The following is an 18,593-nucleotide window of genomic DNA, read 5'->3' on the forward strand; positions in this document are numbered from 1 at the left end:
TCTGCTTCACAGCCATCGCGATTCCCTCCGAGCTTCCTCTCAGAGAATCACAACCAGCCAATTACGCAACAGGCCCCCACGAGGGGAGAGATTGGCAGCTTCGGCGCCTCACTCGCCCCACAGCGTTGGTGATTGGCGAAAGCCGGCGTGACATCTGATCTCCCCCCAAGTGGTGTCCTGCCGGACAGAGGGGGGCGCTGTCCCGCCAGCCTTACCGAGTAAGGGCGAAATTCAATCCCCGGCGACGAAGAACAGCCACTGTCCCGTCGGCGTGATGCCGACGCGGTAGAAGATGTAGGCGCCGAACTGCTTCATGTCGTCATAGTCGCTGGCGGTGACCAGCTTGAACAATTCGACGCGCTGCCTGGCATCGAGCTTGTCGAGCGGCAGCGCGAAGAAATACGGCCAGACATAGAGTTCCTGCGGCGTACCGGTGTCGACATGGACGTAGCCGGCCGAAAGCACCTCTTCCAGGATGGCGAGGATTTCCTGGCCGTCGCCGTCGCCCGAAAGGCTCTTGAGGAAGGTGACCGGGTCCCCATCGATGTCGCCCAGCGACAATTGCGTCATGGAATCGCCTTTGCCGATCAGCGGCCTCAGCTTCTCGATGTCGCCGGTCCGGCAGGCCTCGATGAGCAGCCCGTGCATGCGCTTGACCGGTTCGGGAAGCGTGTTGAGGTCGTAGACGACCGCGGGCGGCGGCGCGTCAGGGTCTGCGCGCGGGCTGGTGATGCCGCCATTGGCGGGCGGCGTCTCCGGCTCCGACTTGTCGGTGTCGTCGGCCGGCTGGCCGTCCGCGGGCTTGGTGCCGGGCGCCTCCGGCATCGGCACGGCAGCGCCGGGCGCGGCGCTGTTGCTATTGGCGGGCGGGGTGACCGGCGAAGGCACGTCCTCGCGCTGAATCTCGCTCAGCGCGTAGGAAGGCGTACTAGTAAGGCACAAAGGCAGCGCCAGGCAGGAGGCGGCGATCAGGATGCTGAGGGCCAGCCCGCGCGGCCGACCTGACATCGAAAATCTCACCGCTTGCCTCTCCATGGTTCCCGGGCTCGGCCCGGCCGGCACATTGAATGTCCGAGCGCATGGACATGATGCCCAAACGGCGCGTCAAAAGTCACTATCAAAAAGTCGCTGTCAAAACGGGTGGCTAGTGCTTCAGCCGTTCCGGCTCGAACGCGCCGGCGATCACTTTTTCCCGCATGCGGTCGAGCAGGGCAAGCGCCGAGGTCTCGCCATTGGCGCGCAACATCTCGCCGAAAGCGGTCTCCAGCGCCGCTTCGGCGATGATTTCCGGTTCGATGCCGGCCGACAGGCCCTCGGCCCACGCTTCGCTGTGGCTCTCCACGGCAGTCAGCCGCTTTTCTTCCCTGACCAAAGCGTCGATGTCGCTGACACCATGTTCCATTGCGATATCCACTTTCTACAAGCGTCGATCCGACGAGGGATCCGGCTTGGTCTGTCAGTTCGTCCGCAGTCTCAATTAAGTCTTTGTAAATACGACATTTTTACGGTCGAAATCCACATTCCGGGCGAGACTGCCCTTAATTGATGCCAAGCTTAGCCGATTAGACCGGCTTGGGGCATCGAAACCTTCAGTTTGAGTTAATTCCACAACTGCGCGATAACGTTTCATTAATACTGTTGCGCAAGTGCAACACATGATTGCACCAGAGCGGGACAGGACACAATAAGGCACGTCACATTGGCGCCGATTGCCCGCAACAAATCTGCGTAAAACGCGCAGCGGTCGAGCCGGTCTCAATTCCCGTAGCGGGAAGCGATGTCGCGCGACAGCGTCTCGCCTTCCTTCATGTAACGCGCGATGGCCTCGGTCGCCGAAGGCGTGCATCGCGTGTAGGTGCCGCTGAAGGAGCGGTAGCCGCGGTTGAACGAGGCGATGAAGCGGGCGCGCCGGTCAGGATCGGGATTTTCCGATTCGAGCAGCTTTTCCATCTCGCCCCGCCACTTGTCGCCCTTCTCGCCACACAGGTTGCGCAGGAAGTGCAGCGATCCCAGCACTTCCGCCAGCCGCATCAGCCCGGGCTCGAAAGGCGCCTCGGCGGCGGGCGCTGGCGACGCTGCGACGGTCATGCTGACAGCGAGGCACGCGGCGAGAAAAGCGGGAGCGCGGGTCATCAAAGCCTTGCGGTGAAAGGGCAGGGCTTTGTGGCGAAACATTTCGTCGCCTGCAAGGCCATTCTGGATGCTCACCGCCTTGTGCCTTGCGCTGACCCAAGCAATTCCTCGGCGACCGAGAACACGTCGCCCGCCAGCGGCATTCCTGCCATTTCCGCCAGCGTGTAGAACGCAGCGGTCTCGGCATCGTCGTCGGCAACGGGCTCGCCGCCGGCATAGGTGGCGCCGAACACGGTCAGCAGGTAGTCGACCGCGTGGTTTTCAGCATGGCCGTCGATATGGATGTCGCGTAGCGGCCGGTAGCCTGTTGCCTCGAGCCCGGTCTCTTCCTGCAACTCGCGCGCCGCGGCTTGCGCAAGCGTTTCGCCCGGCTCGACCTTGCCGCCGGGATAGGCATAGAGCCCTTGCGACGGCGCCCGCGCGCGCTTGACCAAAAGCACGGTGCCGCCGCGCACGACGGCGACGGAAACGGCCGGTATGATCTTGCGCTGTTCCATGCGTGCCGATCTTTCTGCAGTCTTTTGTGGACCGATTGGGCGAATCCAGCTTTAGCCGTTGCGGCATGGCGGTTCCATCGCCACTTTCGTGGAACGTCAATCGAAGAACCCAGATCCATGTGTGGACGCTTTGCCCTGACCGCTACGCCGGACCAGACCGCCGCCTTCCTCGGCCTGGCCGAGCTGGAGGAATTTCCGGCGCGCTACAACATCGCGCCGACACAGCCGGTGCTGATGGCGCTTGCCGGGCCGCAACGGGAGCCGGACTCGAACCTGCCGGATCGTCAGGCGATGCTGGTGCGCTGGGGCCTGATTCCTACCTGGGTCGAGGACACCAAGGCGTTTCCGCTGCTCATCAACGCCCGCTCCGAAGGCGTGCTGCAAAAGGCTTCGTTCAAGACCGCCATGCGCCACCGCCGCGCTCTGGTGCCGGCCTCCGGCTTTTACGAATGGCAGCAGTCGGGCGGCAAGAAGGGCCAGCCCTACTGGATCCGGCCGAAGCGAGGCGGGGTGATTGCCTTCGCGGGCCTGATCGAGACTTACTCCGAACCTGGCGGTTCCGAGATGGATACCGGCGCGATCATCACGACCGGGGCCAATGCCGGCATTGCCCATATCCATGACCGCATGCCGGTGGTGATCGAGGAGCGCGACTTCGCCCGCTGGCTCGATTGCCGCACGCAGGAGCCGCGCGACGTGCTCGACCTGTTGAAGCCCGCCGAGCCCGATTTCTTCGAGGCGATTGCGGTTTCAGACCTGGTCAACAAGGTCGCCAACACCGGGCCGGAGATTCAGGAACGGGGCGTCGTCGGGCCACAGGCCGAGAAGGTCAGGCGCCAGAAGCCCGGCGAGGACGAAAACCAGATGACGCTCTTTTAGCGAAGGCTGCTCGCCTCGAGAGGCTGCTTTGGGGCCTTCATCTCCAGGGCGCTTGTTTGCGCCCTCATCGCCGGCGTCCCATGGTTGGGAACCGTGCCGGTCGTGCCTTTTCAAGCAGCGCGCGGCGAAACAATCTTCTGCGTCGGCTTCTTCTTCTTCGCGGTGTGAAGAAGCGCTGCGACGATGGCCGCCGGGCCGATCGCGCGGTAGTGGCTGGCGAGAGCCGGCTGCGTTTGTCGGTCCTGTTCCTGCTTGGTGCGAGCCATGATTCTCTCCCTGATAACGGTTTCGTGTTCAGCGTTTGTCGGCTGATTCCGACCAAATCGTGACTTCTGGCGGTCTAGTCGGCGAATGTTTCATCACTGTGCCGACATGTTTAATAAAATGTTTCGGCCTGTCTTTACCTGTGACCCAACGACATGTTTCCTGAGCGGAGCGACTTGACGGCAACACCCGCCGGCGCGATAAAGCCGCCCATGAAAACGTCTTTCGCCATTTGTGGCATTTGCATTATTGGCTAGCCTCGCGCTGGTCCGGACGTTTTCGCCTCATCTTTCCCCAGATCGGAAAAAACGCCCCGGCCAGCAGGCTGGAGCCTGATTTGCGCCGTCGGCGCAGAGCTGGTTCCAGTGAACCCAAATTAAGGACCGGGAACCGCATGTCGGACGCATCGAAGGGCCTCAGCCTCTACAACACGCTGACGCGGGCGAAGGAACTTTTCGTTCCGATCGATCCGCACAACGTGCGCATGTATGTCTGCGGCCCGACCGTCTACGACTTTGCCCATATCGGCAATGCGCGTCCGGCGATCGTCTTCGACGTGCTCTTCCGTCTGTTGCGCCATCTCTACGGCGAAAGCCATGTCACGTATGTGCGCAACATCACGGATGTCGACGACAAGATAAATGCCAGGGCGCTGCGCGACTTCGGCGGCGACATCGCGGCCGGAAAGCTGTCGCTCAACGATGCGATCCGCAAGGTCACCGAAAAGACCGCCGGCCAGTACCACAAGGATGTCGCCGCACTCGGTTGCCTTGAGCCGACCTACGAGCCGCGTGCGACCGAGTTCGTCGCGCCGCGCGCCGACGGCAAGGCCGACATGCTGTCGCTGATCCGGCAGCTGATCGAGCGCGGCCACGCCTATGTCGCCGGCGGCGAGGTGCTGTTCGACACCGCCTCGATGCCGGACTATGGCGAGCTCTCGAAGCGCAATCTCAACGAGCAGCAGGCTGGCGCGCGCATCGCTGTCGACGCGCACAAGAAGAACCCCGGCGATTTCGTGCTGTGGAAACTGTCGAGCCCGGAAGAGCCCGGCTGGGAGAGCCCGTGGGGCAGGGGCCGGCCCGGCTGGCACATCGAATGCTCGGCCATGTCGGCCGCCTATCTCGGCGAGGTCTTCGACATCCATGGCGGCGGCTTGGACCTGATCTTCCCGCACCACGAGAACGAGATTGCCCAGTCGCGCTGCGCCCACGGCACCAAGGTCATGGCCAATGTGTGGATGCACAATGGCTTCCTGCAGGTCGAAGGCCAGAAGATGTCGAAGAGCCTCGGCAATTTCTTCTCGATCCACGAGCTGCTGGAGACCGACACTTTCGGCAGCCGCGCCTGGCCGGGCGAGGTGCTCAGGCTGGCGATGCTGATGACGCATTATCGCGAGCCGATCGACTTCTCCGTGCGCAAGCTGGAGGAAGCCGAAAACACGCTGCGCAAATGGAAGCGCGCCGCCGACCTTGCGCCTGTGGCGGCAAAAGAATTGCCGGCCGAGGTGGTGGAAGCGCTGTCGGACGATCTCGCCACCTACACTGCCTTCCAGCGGCTGACACAGCTCGCCGGCGAGGCGGTTGAGCACACCGGTGCCAATGAGAATACTGCCGCCGCTTCGCTGAAGACTGCGCTGGCCTTCCTCGGCTTCGATACGGGCGCGGCCAAGGTGGACGAGGAAGCGATCGCCAAGGCGATCGCCGATCGGCTGAAGTTTATCGCTGCCAAGAACTGGGCCGAGGGTGATCGAATCCGCAACGAGCTCCTGGCGCAGGGCGTGCAGCTGAAGGACGGCAAGGATCCGGTTACCGGCGAGCGCGTGACGACCTGGGAGATCAAGCGGTGAGCGACCTTGCGGGATTGGCGAAAGCGTCGGCGACGGCCAATCTCCCCCCTTGCGGGGGAGATGTCCGGCAGGACAGAGGGGGGTGTGAAGGAACGCCAGCGCCTCAGCTTGCTCGCTTTGGCGACAACCATCTTCTGAGAGCGCAGCACTCCCGAGTTGCGGCCACGTTGGCGGGACAGCACCCCCCTCTGTCCTGCCGGACATCTCCCCCGCAAGGGGGGAGATTAGCCGGCGCGTCCGGTTTCGCTAATCTCCAGCGGAAGGCGGTCTGAACATGGGCCACGACCGCGTTCCCCTTGGTCAGCGCAAGAACGCCAAGTCCATGCGCCGCGCGATGACCGATGCCGAGCTGAAACTCTGGAACGAGTTGCGCGCGCATCGCTTGATGGGCATGAGCTTTCGACGGCAGGTGCCGATTGGACCTTACATTATTGACTTCGCATGTTCAGCGCATCGACTCATAATCGAGGTAGACGGCAGCCAGCATGCCGATGCGGAACATTCACGATATGACGAGGCAAGAAGTGCATATCTAAGCGCAAGCGGCTGGACCATCCTGCGCTTCTGGAACGACGACGTGATCCGCGATATCGACAATGCCTGCCAGCACATCGTCATCGTGGCCGGCCTGGCCGATGCGCCCGCGCCACAAACGGAGGAGCTCGTCCCGTGATCGATCATCTCGGCATCAATGTCTCCAACTTCGAAAAGTCCAAGTCCTTCTACGACAAGGCGATGGCGCCGCTGGGGGCTTCGCTGCTTTACATGGTGCCGGAAGAATATACCGGCGGCGCCAAGGTTGGCGGCTATGGCCGCGACCGGCCGGTGTTCTGGCTGAGCGATAGCACGGACAAGCCCAAATCCACCCAGCATGTCGCCTTCACCGCCCGCAGCCGCGCCGAGGTCGACGCTTTCCATGCGGCAGCGCTTGCCGCAGGCGGCAAGGACAATGGTGGGCCGGGCCTGAGGCCGCACTACCACCCCAATTATTACGGCGCCTTCGTCTTCGATCCCGACGGCAACAATGTCGAGGCGGTCTGCCATGATGAGGAGTAAGCCCATGACCAGGAGTGACCGATGAGCCTCGACAACCGGCCGGTCTATACAGGCGGCTGCCAGTGCGGCGCCGTGCGCTTCCGCGTCGAGGGCGCGCTAGGTGACGCTTCGGTCTGCCACTGCCGCATGTGCCAGAAGGCGAGCGGCAATTTCTATCTGCCGCTGGTCTCGGTGCGCGGCGCCACGCTCGACTGGACGCGCGGCGAGCCGAAGCGCTTCCGCTCGTCCAACGCCGTCTGGCGCGGCTTCTGCGCCGAATGCGGAACGCCGCTGACTTTCGAGGCACCCGATGGCACAGCACTGGCGATCGCCGCCTTCGATGATCCGACCGGCATCGCGCCCACCATCCAGTGGGGCATCGAAGCAAAGCTTCCCTATGTCGACGCCATCCCCAAACTGCCGTCCGAGGACACGATGGCCGATATCGCGTCTGCGCCTTACCTGGCCGAGCTCGTCTCCTATCAGCATCCCGATCACGACACCGACCAATGGCCGCCGGAGGAAAGACCATGACCGATCAAGTTCGAACAGGCGGCTGCCAGTGCGGCGCCGTACGTTTCCGCGTCCACGGCAAGCTCGGGCGCCCGTCCATCTGCCATTGCCGCATGTGCCAGAAACAGTTCGGCAATTTCTTCGGCGCGCTGGTGACGGTGCCGAAGGACGGCGTCGAGTGGACCCATGAGGAGCCGAGCTACTTTCAGTCCTCGGTCAACATCGACCGCGGCTTCTGCGCCCGCTGCGGCACGCCGCTGACCTATCGCCAGCCCGGCTCGCTGGAGATCGCCATCGGCGCTTTCGACGACCGCTCCGACCTCGCGCCGCAGATCCAGGTGAATTACGCGGTTCGCCTGCCTTGGGTGGAAAAGATCTTCGAGGCGCCGATCCTTGACGACCCCGACTTCTATCGGCGGCAGGAGCAGATCATCTCCTTCCAGCATCCCGACCACGAGACGGCCAACTGGCCGCAGCAGGGCTTGAAACTATGACGATCCACAGCGGTTCCTTGCGTGCGCTCTACCCCGAGATCGAGCCGTTCGATTCCGGCATGCTCGACGTTGGCGACGGCCACACCGTCTATTGGGAGCGCTGCGGCACCAAGGGCGCCAAACCCGCCGTGTTCCTGCATGGCGGTCCGGGCGGCACCATCTCGCCGAAACATCGGCGCCTGTTCGACCCGAAACTCTACGACGTCATCCTGTTCGACCAGCGCGGTTGCGGCAAGTCGACACCCAACGCCTCGCTGGAGGCCAACACCACCTGGCACCTCGTCGCCGATATCGAGCGCCTGCGCGAGATGACCGGCTTCGACAAATGGTTGGTGTTCGGCGGCTCCTGGGGTTCGACGCTGGCGCTCGCCTATGCCGAGACGCATCCCGAGCGTGTCAGCGAACTCGTCGTGCGCGGCATCTACACGCTGACCCGCGCCGAGCTCGAATGGTATTATCAGTTCGGCGTCTCCGAAATGTTCCCCGACAAATGGGAGCGCTTCCTGGCGCCGATCCCGGAGGCCGAGCGCGGCGACATGATGGCCGCCTATCGCAAGCGGCTGGTCGGCTCCGACCGCAATGCTCAGGTTCAGGCCGCCCGTGCCTGGAGCATCTGGGAAGGCGAGACGATCACGCTGCTTCCCGAGCCCGAGACCAGCGACCCGTTCGCCCAGGAAGACTATGCGATTGCCTTCGCCCGTATCGAGAACCACTATTTCGTCCATGCCGGCTGGCTGGAGGAGGGGCAGCTTTTGCGCGACGCCTGGAAGCTGAAGGACATCCCCGGCACCATCGTCCACGGCCGCTATGACATGCCGTGCCCGGCGAAATATGCCTGGGCGCTGCACAAGGCCTGGCCGAAGGCGGATTTCCACCTCATCGAGGGGGCGGGCCACGCCTATTCGGAGCCCGGGATACTGGACCGGCTGATCCGGGCGACCGATCGGTTCGCGGGGAAATAGTGATGCACGTCGCTCTCCACGGCGAAGGATCGCAGCCTTTCGAGCTACAGCCATGATCAAGCAACGCCTTTATCTCTTCGACACGACCCTCCGCGATGGCCAGCAGACGCCGGGCATCGACTTTTCCGTCGAGGACAAGATCGCGATCGCCAGGCTGCTCGACGACTTCGGCATCGACTATGTCGAGGGCGGCTATCCAGGCGCCAACCCGACCGACACGACCTTCTTCCAGAAGAAACGGACTGAGAGCGCGAAATTCGTCGCCTTCGGCATGACCAAGCGGGCAGGGGTCTCGGCTTCCAACGACCCGGGGCTGGCGGCGCTGGTGCAGTCGAAGTCGGATGCCATCTGCTTCGTCGCCAAGAGCTGGGACTATCATGTGCGCGTCGCGCTCGGCTGCACCAACGAGGAGAATCTGGACTCGATCAAGACCTCGGTCGAGACGGCGGTCGCTTCGGCCAAGGAAGCGATGGTCGATTGCGAGCATTTCTTCGACGGCTTCAAGGCCAATCCGGATTACGCGCTGGCCTGCGCCAGGACGGCCTATGATGCCGGCGCGCGCTGGGTAGTGCTGTGCGACACCAATGGCGGCACCCAGCCTTCGGAAGTGCGCGAAATCGTCGAAAAGGTGATCGCGCACGGCATCCCGGGCGATTATCTCGGCATCCATGCCCATGACGATACCGGCCAGGCGGTGGCGAATTCACTCGCCGCCGTCGAAGCCGGCGTGCGCCAGATCCAGGGCACGCTGAACGGCATTGGCGAGCGCTGCGGCAACGCCAATCTCATCTCCATCATCCCGACGCTTTCGCTGAAGCCCGCCTTCGCCGATCGTTTCGAGACCGGCATTTCGGCCGAGGCGCTGACCGGAATCTCCAGGCTCTCCCGTGCCTTCGACGAATTGCTCAACCGCGCGCCGGAAGCGCAGGCGCCCTATGTTGGCTCCTCGGCTTTCGCCACCAAGGCCGGCATTCATGCCTCCGCTTTGGCCAAGGAGCCGGCGACCTACGAGCATGTGCCGCCGGAAGCTGTCGGCAATCGCCGCCGCGTCATGGTCTCCGACCAGGGCGGCAAGGCCAATTTCCTCGCCGAGCTGAAGCGGCGCGGCATCGACGTGCCGAAGGACGATCACCGGCTCGACGCGCTGATTGCAGTGGTCAAGGAGCGCGAGGCTGAGGGCTATGCCTATGAGGGCGCCGACGCCTCGTTCGAGCTGCTTGCCCGCAAGATGCTGCACGGCCTGCCGGAGTTCTTCAACGTCACCTCCTTCCGCTGCATGGTCGAGCGCCGCTTCGACGCCAACGGCAATCTGAAGACCGTCTCCGAGGCGATCGTGAAGGTCGAGGTCGACGGCGAGGAGAAGATGTCGGTGGCCGAAGGCCACGGCCCGGTCAACGCGCTCGACATCGCGCTGCGCAAGGATCTCGGCAAGTACCAGAGCGAGATCGTCGACCTCGAGCTCGCCGACTTCAAAGTGCGCATCCTCAACGGCGGCACCGAGGCCATCACTCGCGTCCTCGTCGAATCGCACGATTCCACTGGAGCTCGCTGGTGGACGGTCGGCGTGTCGGAAAACATCATCGACGCCTCCTTCCAGGCGCTGATGGATTCGATCGTCTACAAGCTGATGAAGAACCGCGAGATGGCGGGACTGGTGGCGGCGGAGTAGGGCTCTTTTTCCTCGCCCCCGCGAAGGCGGGCTACGCTATGCACAAATCTTGTGTGACTGGCATGACTGATCGACCTGAAGCTTGATTGCCACGTGGTTCCCCCAATCCGTCGCTGCTTCGCAGCGCCACCTTTCCCCCCTCCGGAGGGAAAGGAAGGGAGCCTTGCTGGACGGGCGTCGACGGCAAAAGGCTTGGCGCCTTTCCTCTACCCCGTCGATCGGGGGAGAGGTGGCTCGGCGAAGCCGAGACGGAGTGGGGGTCGACCAGCGCCACATTGGACAATGCATGCGCCAAGCTGCCATGCACGGCATCGCCAAGGCCAGCCGTTTGGAAATGTGTGCATGTCGTAGGCTAGGTGGGGCGAGGAACTTGCGCAGCCCGTTTGAACCATCACCAAAACTCCGTTGATCCATCATAATTTTGTGATGGTCTTGGGCGCTCCGCTGGGCCATAGCGTTAGGCCATGGTCACCGCTACAGCCGATCTCGATCAGGATGCCAAGGCCCGCCGCGGGTTCCTCCTGGCGCTCGGCGCCTATTTCCTTTGGGGGCTCTTACCCTTCTACATGAAGGCGGTGGCGCATCTGCCGCTTGCCGAAGTGATCGCCAACCGCGTCGTCTGGTCGGTACCGATCGCGGCGGCGGTGCTCATCTGGGCCGGCCGCACGGCCGACTTCAAGGCGGCGATCCGCTCGCCGAAAAGCCTTGCGATGGCAGCGCTGACGGCGGTGCTGATCTCGATCAACTGGGGCATCTATGTCTGGGCGATCGCGGTCGACCGCACCGTCGAGACCGCGCTTGGCTACTATATCAACCCGCTGGTCAGCGTCGTGGTCGGTGCAGTGCTGCTCGGCGAGCGGCTCGACAGGCTGCAGATCGCCGCGGTAGCGCTCGCTACGATCGCGGTGATGGTGCTCACAGTCGAGGCGGGCAAATTGCCTTGGGTGTCGCTGGCGCTCGCCTTTTCTTTTGCCGCCTACGGCTTCTTCCGCAAGACGCTGCCGATCGGCCCGAGCCAGGGTTTCCTGCTCGAGGTGCTTTTGCTTTCGGTGCCGGCGCTCGGCTACATCGCCTACCTGATCGCCGCCGGCCAGGATCACCTCATCTCCAGCACCGGTGCCGACACGGCCTTGCTGATCGGCTGCGGTCCGGTCACCGCGGTGCCGTTGCTGCTCTTTGCCTTCGGCGCCAGGCTGCTGCGCCTCTCCACCATCGGCATCATGCAATATATCGCGCCGACCATGGTGTTCCTGATCGCCGTGCTGATCTTCGATGAACCGTTCGGCACCACGCAGGCCATCGCCTTCGCACTGATCTGGACGGCGCTGGCGATGTATTCATGGTCGATGTTCAGGGGCCGCGAGGTCCGCCAGCCGGCGCCCGCGATAAAGTAACCGTCTAGGGTTGCAACAAACAGGGCAGGGACTGATGTACGTTCTGCATATCGGCAACAAGAACTATTCCTCCTGGTCGCTTCGGCCGTGGTTGCTGATGCGCGTCCTCGACATTCCCTTCGAGGAGCGGTTGACGCCGTTCCCGAGCGGATCGAGTTTCGATCTCTACCGACAATTCTCGCCCAACGGCCGGGTGCCCTGCCTTGTCGATGACGGCTGGGCGGTCTGGGATTCGCTCTCGATCGTCGAATACCTGGCCGAACGCCACCAGGGCGTGTGGCCGGCGGAGGCGAAGGCGCGCGCGTGGGCGCGCTCGGCCGCCGCCGAGATGCATTCGAGCTTCGCCGCGATGCGCAATGACTGCCCGATGAGCTGCGGCGTGCGCGTCGCGCCATTGCCGATGTCCGGGGCGCTGAAGCACGACATCTTTCGCATGGGAGATTTGTGGAACGACGGCCTTGCGCGTTTCGGCGGACCTTTCCTGGCAGGCGACCGCTTTGGTGCCGTCGATGCCTTCTTCGTCCCCATCGCGTTCAGGGCGCAGTCCTATGGCCTGACTTTCGAAGGCGAAGCGGCTAACTATCCGCGGCGGCTGCTCGACCTGCCGGCCATGCGAGAATGGTACGCGGCCGGACTTGCCGAGACGTGGCGCGAGCCTGGCCACGAAGCCGAAGTCCAGGCCGCCGGCGCGATCGTCGAGGATTTGCGGGGGACCGCCTGAAGCGCTACACGCGCCCCAGCCGTCGCACGAACATATAGATGATGCCGGCGATGACGACCGAGATCGCCGTCACCACCCAGAATCCCAGCGGCGTGCCGACCAGCGGCAATCCGCCGACATTCATGCCGAACAGCCCGGAGATGATGGTCATCGGCAACAGCACCGCCGTCATGACGGAGAGGATATAGAGCAGCTGGTTCGACTGCTCGGTCAGCTTGGCCATCAGCTCGTCCTGCAACAGGCGTGTGCGCGCCTGCAGTTGCTCGCCGTCGTGATGCAGCGTGTGCGCCCGGTGCGAGAGCCTGGTCGCCATGTCGTTGATGGGGTCGGGCAGTTCGTTGCGATGCGAATGGTCGAGATGGCGGAAGAGGCTGGTGAGCGTCGCCATCTGCCGGTGGATCAGCACCAGCTGCCGGCGTGCGTCGACCAGCGCCTGGCGCTCATTGTGCCATGCGTCGCACACGATGCGGTCCTCGATGCCGTCGAGCGTGTCGCCCATCTTGTCGAGCTCGGCCGCCATGCCGTCGAGCGACTGGCCCATCACCGCCTCGATCAGCTCGGCCGGCGTGCGGAATTTTCGCGCGCCGCTCTCCACCAGCTTGCGGATCTTGTCGACCGATTCCAGCGGCTGCTTGCGGGCGCCGATCAGCATCCTGTCGTTGAAGGCGAAGCGGAAATGGGTGAGCCCGCGCGCCTCGGCGAAATCGTGCCTGAGGTCGGGCAGGTCGCCATAGAGGAAGTCGTCCTCGAAATCGATCTGGCAGCCATGGCTGGGTGACAGGAACGCATCGCGCACCGGCGCCGGCAGGGCCTGCTCGGCGCCGATCTCCTGGCGGGCGCGCATGTCGGTGATCTGGTAGCTGCGCCAGCTCCAATGCGCCTCCGCTGGATCCTTGGTGCGGCTTCCATCGGCCTTGAAATGGTAGATGAAGAACAGCCCGTGCTCGTCCGGCAAATAGGGCGAGAGGTCGGTGCCTTCGGCGGGAAGGGCGATGTTCATGGCGGCTTCGCCGGCTCTTGATGCGGTCGGGGTCGCGGGGGGCGGCCACGGCAAACCTAGCATGGAGGTTGCCGCCTGGTGTGACAGTTCGATGACTACAGCTGCTGTCACTCTCGACAAGGCTGTCCTATCGTTGCTGGACAACCCGCGCGGCCGGCGGCGGTGCTGTCAACGGCAGCTCGCATCGTCCACTATGCCGTGGCCAGCCATTTGCGCGATATGGCGAAGGTCCTGAAGGATTTTGCGTCTAGCGGGCGCCCGAATGCGTAGCCTTGCAGGATGTCGCAGCCGAGGTCCTTCAGGATGCGCGCATGTTCCATCGTCTCGACGCCTTCCGCCACGACGCCGATGCCGAGCGATTTGCCGATCTCGATGATTGACGATACCAGCCGCCGCTGCGCCGCCGAGCCGGTTATCGGCGTGACGAGCTGCCGGTCGATCTTGAGACGGCTCGGTTGCAGTTTGAGCAGGCTGACGACGGATGCATGGCCCGTGCCGAAATCGTCGATCTCGATGTCGATCCCGAGTTCTTTGATGTGCTCGATGTTCCAAGCGACAAGCTCGTCATTTTCGTCCAGGAAAATCGATTCCACGAGCTCGAATGAGACGGTTTCTTCCTTGATCGGCAGCTTGCGCAGGCCGTTGATGAGGTCTTTGTCCTCCAGCCTTCTTGCCGAGACGTTGACGGAAAAGCGCGGGATGTTGAGACCGTCGCGCGACCAGCGCTGGAAATTCTGCAGCGTTTGTTCGAGGATCATGCGGTCGATCAGCGAGACCACATTCAATTCCTCGGCCACTTTGAGGAAGATGTCGGGGGCGAGGATGCCGCGTCGTGGATGGCGCCAGCGAGCCAGCGCCTCGACGCCGACGATCTCGAGGGTCTTGGCATCGAACTGGGGTTGGTAGTAGGCGATGAATTCGTTGCGCTCCAGCCCGCCCAGGATCTCGTCCGCGGTCTGCTTGGTCCTGACGATCTCGCTCTGCAGCTCTTCGTTGAAGAACTCATAACGATTGCGACCGCGGCTCTTGGCTCGATAGAGCGCGAGATCGGCGTTGACCAGCAGCTGCTTTGCATCGACGCCGCTAAGCGCGGCAATCCCGATGCTGACTCCGAACCGGCATTGGTGGCCTTTATAGTCGACCGGCTGGCGCATCTCTTCGATGATACGGTCCGCGAGCGCGGCGAGCTCATTGTCATCGCGCCCTTGGCACACCACAACGAACTCGTCCCCGCCGATGCGCGCCACGAAGTCGCCTGCGCGGACGTTGGCTTTGATGACCTTCGAGGCATGCATGAGCATGGCATCGCCCGCCGCATGGCCGAGCGTGTCATTGATGTGCTTGAAGCGATCGAGGTCGAGATGCAGCAGCGCAGTGCGATCCTCGGGCGAATTGGCCAGCATCTCGTCGAGGTAACGGCGATTGGGCAGGCCTGTTAATGAATCGTGCAGCGCAACATGCTCGATGCGCGCCTTGGCGGTCTTGAGTTCGGCATTCTTCGATTCCGACAATTGCCGTTCACGCACCAGATTCTCGTTGAGCAGAACGTCGCTGGTCACGTCCCATTCGGCCCCGACCATCTTCGGCGTGCCGTCGCTGTCCTGGAAGTAGCTTGCACGCGCGCGCACATGGCGGACGGTGCCGTCTGGGCGAAGCAGTCGATACTGCGACGAGTAGGGACCTTTTGCAGCCACGGCAAGGTCGAACTCGCGCTGTGCCCGCGCGATATCCTCGGGGTGGATCGCCAGTGCCCAGTCATCATAGCCGCGCGGTTTCCCGTCGGCGGGCTTGCTGTAGATCTCATTGACGCGATCGTCCCACAGCAGCTCGTCGGTGATGAGGTCTTGCTCCCACACGCCGATGCCCGAAGCCTCCAGAGCCAGTTCCAGCCTCCCGGACAGGCGCCTCAATTCGGCATAGTTTTTCTGCCTTTCGCCGAACAGCCGTCCGGCCACCAGGATGGGCAGCACCACCAGCACAGCGGCGAGCGCCATGAGCGCCTGCAAGACCCGCTCGTTCTTCGGCACGGTCGGCCAACCGCCCTTGGGGATAGCCGATATCTGCCAGGAACCGAACGGCAGCTGCACTTCTGCCGTCACCGGATTGTTCTTGACGATGTCGGCGCCACCGAAGAAGCGCTGGCCGCGACCGCCAAGCGCATCCTTTCCGGTAAGCGCCACATCTATGTCGAGACCGGGGTCGGTGAGGCCGCTTGCGGCGTAGAGCCGATCGATGTCGATAGCCGCCGAGACAAGGCCCCAGAAGCGATCGCCGCCCCCCGCTGTCGGCACGAAGACAGGGATCCGGCCGATGAAGGCGCGCCCGCCCTGCCTGAGGTCGACGGGACCGGCTAGCACCGATATGCGCTGGTCGCGCGCCCTAAGCGCCGCCAAGCGTTGCGCCTCGTTCTTGCGGTAGTCGAGCCCGATCGCCTTCTCGTTGCCCTCCATGGGATACATCAGCGAAATGACGAGATCGGGCGCGCCGCCAATGTTGCGCAACTGCGATTTCTGCTTGAAGAGATTGGCAGCGAGGGAGGCAAATCTCTGCTGCCCCATATAGGGCTCGGTGACGATGGCCGAGACGAGGCCCTGAACCAGCTGGAGATTGCCGTTGATGTTTCCTTCCAGCTTGGCGCGGATGATGTTGACCTTGTAGAGGACGTCGGCGCGCGTGAGTTGATCGGAAACCGTTTTGTTCTGCTGGTCGACGAAGATTGCGCAGATCATGAGCACGACGAAGGCAATCGCCGCCGGCACGTTGGCGGATGAGAAAACGGCCTGCCTGATACGACCGATGTTGAAATTTGTCGCGGTCAATTCAACCCGAATAGCTTTCCTGGGCGACGCTCCGTCGATCGGAGGACGATGCGCCATCGATCGGAGTTAAAGGAAAGTGCTTAAATTAGAACTTCCATGCCCGCCTCAAGTTGCGCCATTCGCGGCCTGGAGGCTTGCCTTGAGCCAACAAATTCAAGCCATGATTAACGCCGGCTAACTGGGCCGTTCATCGCGCAAAAATCGCGATCTTCCGTTGCCTCCAAAAAATTCTTTCCGCCTCCGGGGAATAAAGCCCGGGCCTTCCGGGTCTTGGCTGTAGCGAGGCCATCCTCCCAAGGCACGCATCAACCAACCCGGAAGGAATACGCACATGAACAGAACCGCCTTTGCCGCAGTCGCCATCCTGGTTGCCACCGGCAGCGCTTTTGCCGGCAGCGACCACTTCTCCTGGACGAATGGCGGCCAGCAGGCTGCCGTCGTCGACACCACCACTACCGGCTCCATCGCGAGGCCCGAAATTGCCCGCCCCGCCATGAAGCCGGCTGCTGCGGAAGAGCCCGGCCAGGGCATTTGGGGTCACTGAGCCGGCGGGATCGAAAGGTCCTCGCTCCGGAGCTCGGGGCGAACGGTTCTGATCGCGGCGGGGAAGGCACGCCTCGCCGGGTCGGAAACCACAAATCGTGATCCCCTTAGCGCCGGTCGGTCTTCAGTCGGCCCGGTCGGCGCCGGTTTCCGCAGTCTCGGCGGAGGGCAGCACCGGGCCCTCCGCCATTCCCTGCATGTCGCCCAAAAGTGCGCAGCGGTTTTGGGACAACGACATGCGGCAAACCAATGGACTACCGCCTGAAACCTGAAACAACCCAAAGCCATTAGAGGAGATTTCCGATGTTCAACATGACGCGTCGCATGGTGCTGGGATCCGCCGCCGCCGCTGCCGCCTTCGGCATTGCCGGCAAGCTGGAATTCGCGCCCGCGGCTTACGCCGAAACCCCGGTCGAGCCGCTGGTCGGCTTCTACAAATACAAGGTCGGCTCGCTCGAAGTCACCGCGATCTATGACGGCATCTGGCGCAAGCCGCACGACCCGGCCTTCATCAAGGACGTGTCGGTCGACGACACCAAGGCGGCACTCGCCAAGGCGGGACTGACCACCGAGTTCATGCCGATCCCGCTCACCGTCGTGGTGCTCAAGATGAACGGCCGCACCATCATGATGGACGCCGGCTCCGGCGTCGGCCAATGGCAGGCCAACGCCACGCATCTGCCGGCCAACATGAAGGCGGCCGGCATCGACTACAAGGCGATCGACACCATCATGATCTCGCATTTCCATCCGGACCATGTCTGGGGCCTGATGGAAAAGGGCACCAACGATCCGGTGTTCCCGAATGCCGAGCTGATCGTCAACGCCACCGAGTATAATTGGTGGATCGATCCGAGCCGGCTGGCCAAGCTGCCCGAGGGCCGCAAGCCCGCGGGCAAGCGCATCGCCGAGAACTTCCCGAAATGGAAGAACTGGAAGCTGGTCGACGACGGCACTGAAGTGGTGCCCGGCATCCGCCTCATGGCGGCGCCCGGCCACACGCCCGGCCATTCCGTCTACCATGTCGATGGCGGCTCCGAGCAATTCCTCGTCTCGGCCGACACCATGTACGTGCCGGCGCTGCTCGCCCCGCATCCCGAATGGCAGGGCGCCTACGACCAGGACGGGCCGATGGCGATCGCCACGCGCCATAAGATCATCGACCAGGTGATCGCCGACAATATCCGCATCTGCGGCTCGCACTTCCCGTTCCCCGGCACAGGCAGCTTCGTCAAGGACGGCAATGCCTACGCCTTCACCCCAACCCAGATCTGATTTGAATCGGATCCTGAACAGAAAGCGACAGCTACAATGAAACACGCACTTTTCGCGGTGCTCGGTGCCATTGCGGTCTTGACCGCGGCCCCGATCGCCATCGCCGTTCCGGCTTATGCCGTGGACGACATCGAAGGCGCCGACGCGCCGGACCTGACGGCGGTGAAAGCCAAGATCGAGGCCAAGGACTATCAAAGCGCGCTGGCCGAGCTGCGCGACCTCGCGCAGGACACGCAGCAGGCCGACGTCTACAACCTGCTCGGCTTCACGCTGCGCAAGACCGGGGACTACCAGACCTCGCTCACCTACTACACCAAGGCGCTGGAGCTTCAGCCCGACCACAAGGCGGCGCATGAATATCTGGGCGAGCTCTATGTCGAGACCGGCGACATAGCCAAGGCCAACGAGCAGCTCGCCTCGCTGCAAAAGCTCTGTCCGGCCGGCTGCGAGGAGCTTGCCGATCTCAAGCAGGCGATCGCCACCAAGGTGACGAAATAGGCGGCTCGCAAGAGCTCGCCACCTTTTGGGCGCCACGGCGGTAGCGCCCGA

20 protein-coding genes are annotated in these 18,593 nt (G+C 63.2%); 13 read left to right on the forward strand and 7 right to left on the reverse strand.

Features of this window, described 5'->3' with window-relative positions; translation table 11 throughout:
* Positions 1 to 231: 231 nt before the first annotated feature.
* The 4 genes from LB529_RS00005 to LB529_RS00020 all read right to left on the reverse strand — a co-directional run bounded on the left by LB529_RS00005 (position 232) and on the right by LB529_RS00020 (position 2,630).
* On the reverse strand, positions 232 to 1,020 hold the full coding sequence (locus tag LB529_RS00005) for a hypothetical protein (RefSeq protein WP_224709821.1): 789 nt from the start codon (positions 1,018 to 1,020) through the stop codon (positions 232 to 234).
* A 124-nt stretch (positions 1,021 to 1,144) separates the two neighbouring features.
* A complete protein-coding gene (locus tag LB529_RS00010) occupies positions 1,145 to 1,402 on the reverse strand; it encodes a hypothetical protein (protein WP_040984202.1) in 258 nt (85 codons plus the stop codon).
* A gap of 353 nt (positions 1,403 to 1,755) precedes the next feature.
* Positions 1,756 to 2,133, reverse strand: a complete 378-nt coding sequence (locus LB529_RS00015; protein WP_140842597.1) for a TIGR02301 family protein — start codon at positions 2,131 to 2,133, stop codon at positions 1,756 to 1,758.
* A gap of 71 nt (positions 2,134 to 2,204) precedes the next feature.
* A complete protein-coding gene (locus LB529_RS00020) occupies positions 2,205 to 2,630 on the reverse strand; it encodes an NUDIX hydrolase (protein ID WP_224709822.1) in 426 nt (141 codons plus the stop codon).
* 117 nt (positions 2,631 to 2,747) lie between these two features.
* Between LB529_RS00020 and LB529_RS00025 the strand changes: the two genes are divergently transcribed.
* Complete coding sequence (locus LB529_RS00025) at positions 2,748 to 3,509, forward strand: SOS response-associated peptidase (RefSeq protein WP_224709823.1); 762 nt, start codon at positions 2,748 to 2,750, stop codon at positions 3,507 to 3,509.
* Between the two features lie 110 nt (positions 3,510 to 3,619).
* Here LB529_RS00025 and LB529_RS00030 read toward each other — a convergent pair whose 3' ends face one another.
* Entirely contained in the window at positions 3,620 to 3,775 is a 156-nt protein-coding gene (locus LB529_RS00030) for a hypothetical protein (protein WP_095766957.1), read from the reverse strand.
* 392 nt (positions 3,776 to 4,167) lie between these two features.
* Between LB529_RS00030 and cysS the strand changes: the two genes are divergently transcribed.
* The 9 genes from cysS to LB529_RS00075 all read left to right on the forward strand — a co-directional run bounded on the left by cysS (position 4,168) and on the right by LB529_RS00075 (position 12,407).
* Positions 4,168 to 5,619, forward strand: a complete 1,452-nt coding sequence (cysS, locus tag LB529_RS00035; protein ID WP_224709824.1) for a cysteine--tRNA ligase — start codon at positions 4,168 to 4,170, stop codon at positions 5,617 to 5,619.
* 274 nt (positions 5,620 to 5,893) lie between these two features.
* The gene (locus tag LB529_RS00040; RefSeq protein WP_224709825.1) at positions 5,894 to 6,292 is read left to right on the forward strand and encodes an endonuclease domain-containing protein; all 399 of its coding nucleotides are present in this window, start codon (positions 5,894 to 5,896) and stop codon (positions 6,290 to 6,292) included.
* Entirely contained in the window at positions 6,289 to 6,675 is a 387-nt protein-coding gene (locus LB529_RS00045; RefSeq protein WP_224709826.1) for a VOC family protein, read from the forward strand. The genes LB529_RS00040 and LB529_RS00045 overlap by 4 nt, the downstream gene beginning before the upstream one ends.
* 21 nt (positions 6,676 to 6,696) lie before the next feature.
* Positions 6,697 to 7,188, forward strand: a complete 492-nt coding sequence (locus LB529_RS00050) for a GFA family protein (RefSeq protein ID WP_095766961.1) — start codon at positions 6,697 to 6,699, stop codon at positions 7,186 to 7,188.
* Positions 7,185 to 7,661 carry a GFA family protein gene (locus tag LB529_RS00055; protein ID WP_095767181.1) on the forward strand — a complete coding sequence of 159 codons (477 nt, stop codon included), beginning with the start codon at positions 7,185 to 7,187 and terminating at the stop codon, positions 7,659 to 7,661. The genes LB529_RS00050 and LB529_RS00055 overlap by 4 nt, the downstream gene beginning before the upstream one ends.
* On the forward strand, positions 7,658 to 8,623 hold the full coding sequence (gene pip / locus LB529_RS00060) for a prolyl aminopeptidase (protein WP_224709827.1): 966 nt from the start codon (positions 7,658 to 7,660) through the stop codon (positions 8,621 to 8,623). Before LB529_RS00055 ends, pip begins: the two co-directional genes overlap by 4 nt.
* A 52-nt stretch (positions 8,624 to 8,675) precedes the next feature.
* Positions 8,676 to 10,292 carry a citramalate synthase gene (gene cimA / locus LB529_RS00065; protein WP_224709828.1) on the forward strand — a complete coding sequence of 539 codons (1,617 nt, stop codon included), beginning with the start codon at positions 8,676 to 8,678 and terminating at the stop codon, positions 10,290 to 10,292.
* A 464-nt stretch (positions 10,293 to 10,756) separates the two neighbouring features.
* Positions 10,757 to 11,686, forward strand: coding sequence for an EamA family transporter RarD (gene rarD, locus LB529_RS00070; RefSeq protein ID WP_224709829.1), 930 nt, complete (start codon positions 10,757 to 10,759; stop codon positions 11,684 to 11,686).
* A gap of 34 nt (positions 11,687 to 11,720) precedes the next feature.
* The gene (locus tag LB529_RS00075) at positions 11,721 to 12,407 is read left to right on the forward strand and encodes a glutathione S-transferase (protein ID WP_224709830.1); all 687 of its coding nucleotides are present in this window, start codon (positions 11,721 to 11,723) and stop codon (positions 12,405 to 12,407) included.
* A 4-nt stretch (positions 12,408 to 12,411) separates the two neighbouring features.
* Here LB529_RS00075 and LB529_RS00080 read toward each other — a convergent pair whose 3' ends face one another.
* Positions 12,412 to 13,407 carry a transporter gene (locus LB529_RS00080; RefSeq protein ID WP_224605388.1) on the reverse strand — a complete coding sequence of 332 codons (996 nt, stop codon included), beginning with the start codon at positions 13,405 to 13,407 and terminating at the stop codon, positions 12,412 to 12,414.
* Positions 13,408 to 13,598: 191 nt separating this feature from the next.
* Positions 13,599 to 16,136, reverse strand: coding sequence for an EAL domain-containing protein (locus tag LB529_RS00085; protein ID WP_224710109.1), 2,538 nt, complete (start codon positions 16,134 to 16,136; stop codon positions 13,599 to 13,601).
* A gap of 421 nt (positions 16,137 to 16,557) precedes the next feature.
* Between LB529_RS00085 and LB529_RS00090 the strand changes: the two genes are divergently transcribed.
* The 3 genes from LB529_RS00090 (at position 16,558) to LB529_RS00100 (ending at position 18,542) form a co-directional block, all read left to right on the forward strand.
* Positions 16,558 to 16,770: a DUF680 domain-containing protein gene (locus LB529_RS00090; RefSeq protein WP_224709831.1), complete on the forward strand. Its 213-nt coding sequence runs from the start codon at positions 16,558 to 16,560 to the stop codon at positions 16,768 to 16,770.
* A gap of 302 nt (positions 16,771 to 17,072) precedes the next feature.
* Positions 17,073 to 18,044 carry an MBL fold metallo-hydrolase gene (locus LB529_RS00095; protein ID WP_224709832.1) on the forward strand — a complete coding sequence of 324 codons (972 nt, stop codon included), beginning with the start codon at positions 17,073 to 17,075 and terminating at the stop codon, positions 18,042 to 18,044.
* A gap of 36 nt (positions 18,045 to 18,080) precedes the next feature.
* Positions 18,081 to 18,542, forward strand: coding sequence for a tetratricopeptide repeat protein (locus LB529_RS00100; protein ID WP_224605397.1), 462 nt, complete (start codon positions 18,081 to 18,083; stop codon positions 18,540 to 18,542).
* The last annotated feature ends 51 nt before the right edge of the window (positions 18,543 to 18,593 follow it).

Source organism: Mesorhizobium sp. CA5 (assembly GCF_020165105.1).
GTDB lineage: Bacteria > Pseudomonadota > Alphaproteobacteria > Rhizobiales > Rhizobiaceae > Mesorhizobium.

Excerpts from the sequence above, each read along its gene's own strand:
- LB529_RS00010 (WP_040984202.1), bottom strand. The coding sequence starts at position 1,402 with ATGGAACATGGTGTCAGCGACATCGACGCTTTGGTCAGGGAAGAAAAG.
- LB529_RS00015 (WP_140842597.1), bottom strand. The coding sequence starts at position 2,133 with ATGACCCGCGCTCCCGCTTTTCTCGCCGCGTGCCTCGCTGTCAGCATG.
- LB529_RS00020 (WP_224709822.1), bottom strand. The coding sequence starts at position 2,630 with ATGGAACAGCGCAAGATCATACCGGCCGTTTCCGTCGCCGTCGTGCGC.
- LB529_RS00025 (WP_224709823.1), top strand. The coding sequence starts at position 2,748 with ATGTGTGGACGCTTTGCCCTGACCGCTACGCCGGACCAGACCGCCGCC.
- LB529_RS00030 (WP_095766957.1), bottom strand. The coding sequence starts at position 3,775 with ATGGCTCGCACCAAGCAGGAACAGGACCGACAAACGCAGCCGGCTCTC.
- cysS (WP_224709824.1), top strand. The coding sequence starts at position 4,168 with ATGTCGGACGCATCGAAGGGCCTCAGCCTCTACAACACGCTGACGCGG.
- LB529_RS00040 (WP_224709825.1), top strand. The coding sequence starts at position 5,894 with ATGGGCCACGACCGCGTTCCCCTTGGTCAGCGCAAGAACGCCAAGTCC.
- LB529_RS00050 (WP_095766961.1), top strand. The coding sequence starts at position 6,697 with ATGAGCCTCGACAACCGGCCGGTCTATACAGGCGGCTGCCAGTGCGGC.
- LB529_RS00055 (WP_095767181.1), top strand. The coding sequence starts at position 7,185 with ATGACCGATCAAGTTCGAACAGGCGGCTGCCAGTGCGGCGCCGTACGT.
- pip (WP_224709827.1), top strand. The coding sequence starts at position 7,658 with ATGACGATCCACAGCGGTTCCTTGCGTGCGCTCTACCCCGAGATCGAG.
- cimA (WP_224709828.1), top strand. The coding sequence starts at position 8,676 with ATGATCAAGCAACGCCTTTATCTCTTCGACACGACCCTCCGCGATGGC.
- rarD (WP_224709829.1), top strand. The coding sequence starts at position 10,757 with ATGGTCACCGCTACAGCCGATCTCGATCAGGATGCCAAGGCCCGCCGC.
- LB529_RS00075 (WP_224709830.1), top strand. The coding sequence starts at position 11,721 with ATGTACGTTCTGCATATCGGCAACAAGAACTATTCCTCCTGGTCGCTT.
- LB529_RS00080 (WP_224605388.1), bottom strand. The coding sequence starts at position 13,407 with ATGAACATCGCCCTTCCCGCCGAAGGCACCGACCTCTCGCCCTATTTG.
- LB529_RS00085 (WP_224710109.1), bottom strand. The coding sequence starts at position 16,136 with ATGATCTGCGCAATCTTCGTCGACCAGCAGAACAAAACGGTTTCCGAT.
- LB529_RS00090 (WP_224709831.1), top strand. The coding sequence starts at position 16,558 with ATGAACAGAACCGCCTTTGCCGCAGTCGCCATCCTGGTTGCCACCGGC.
- LB529_RS00095 (WP_224709832.1), top strand. The coding sequence starts at position 17,073 with ATGTTCAACATGACGCGTCGCATGGTGCTGGGATCCGCCGCCGCCGCT.
- LB529_RS00100 (WP_224605397.1), top strand. The coding sequence starts at position 18,081 with ATGAAACACGCACTTTTCGCGGTGCTCGGTGCCATTGCGGTCTTGACC.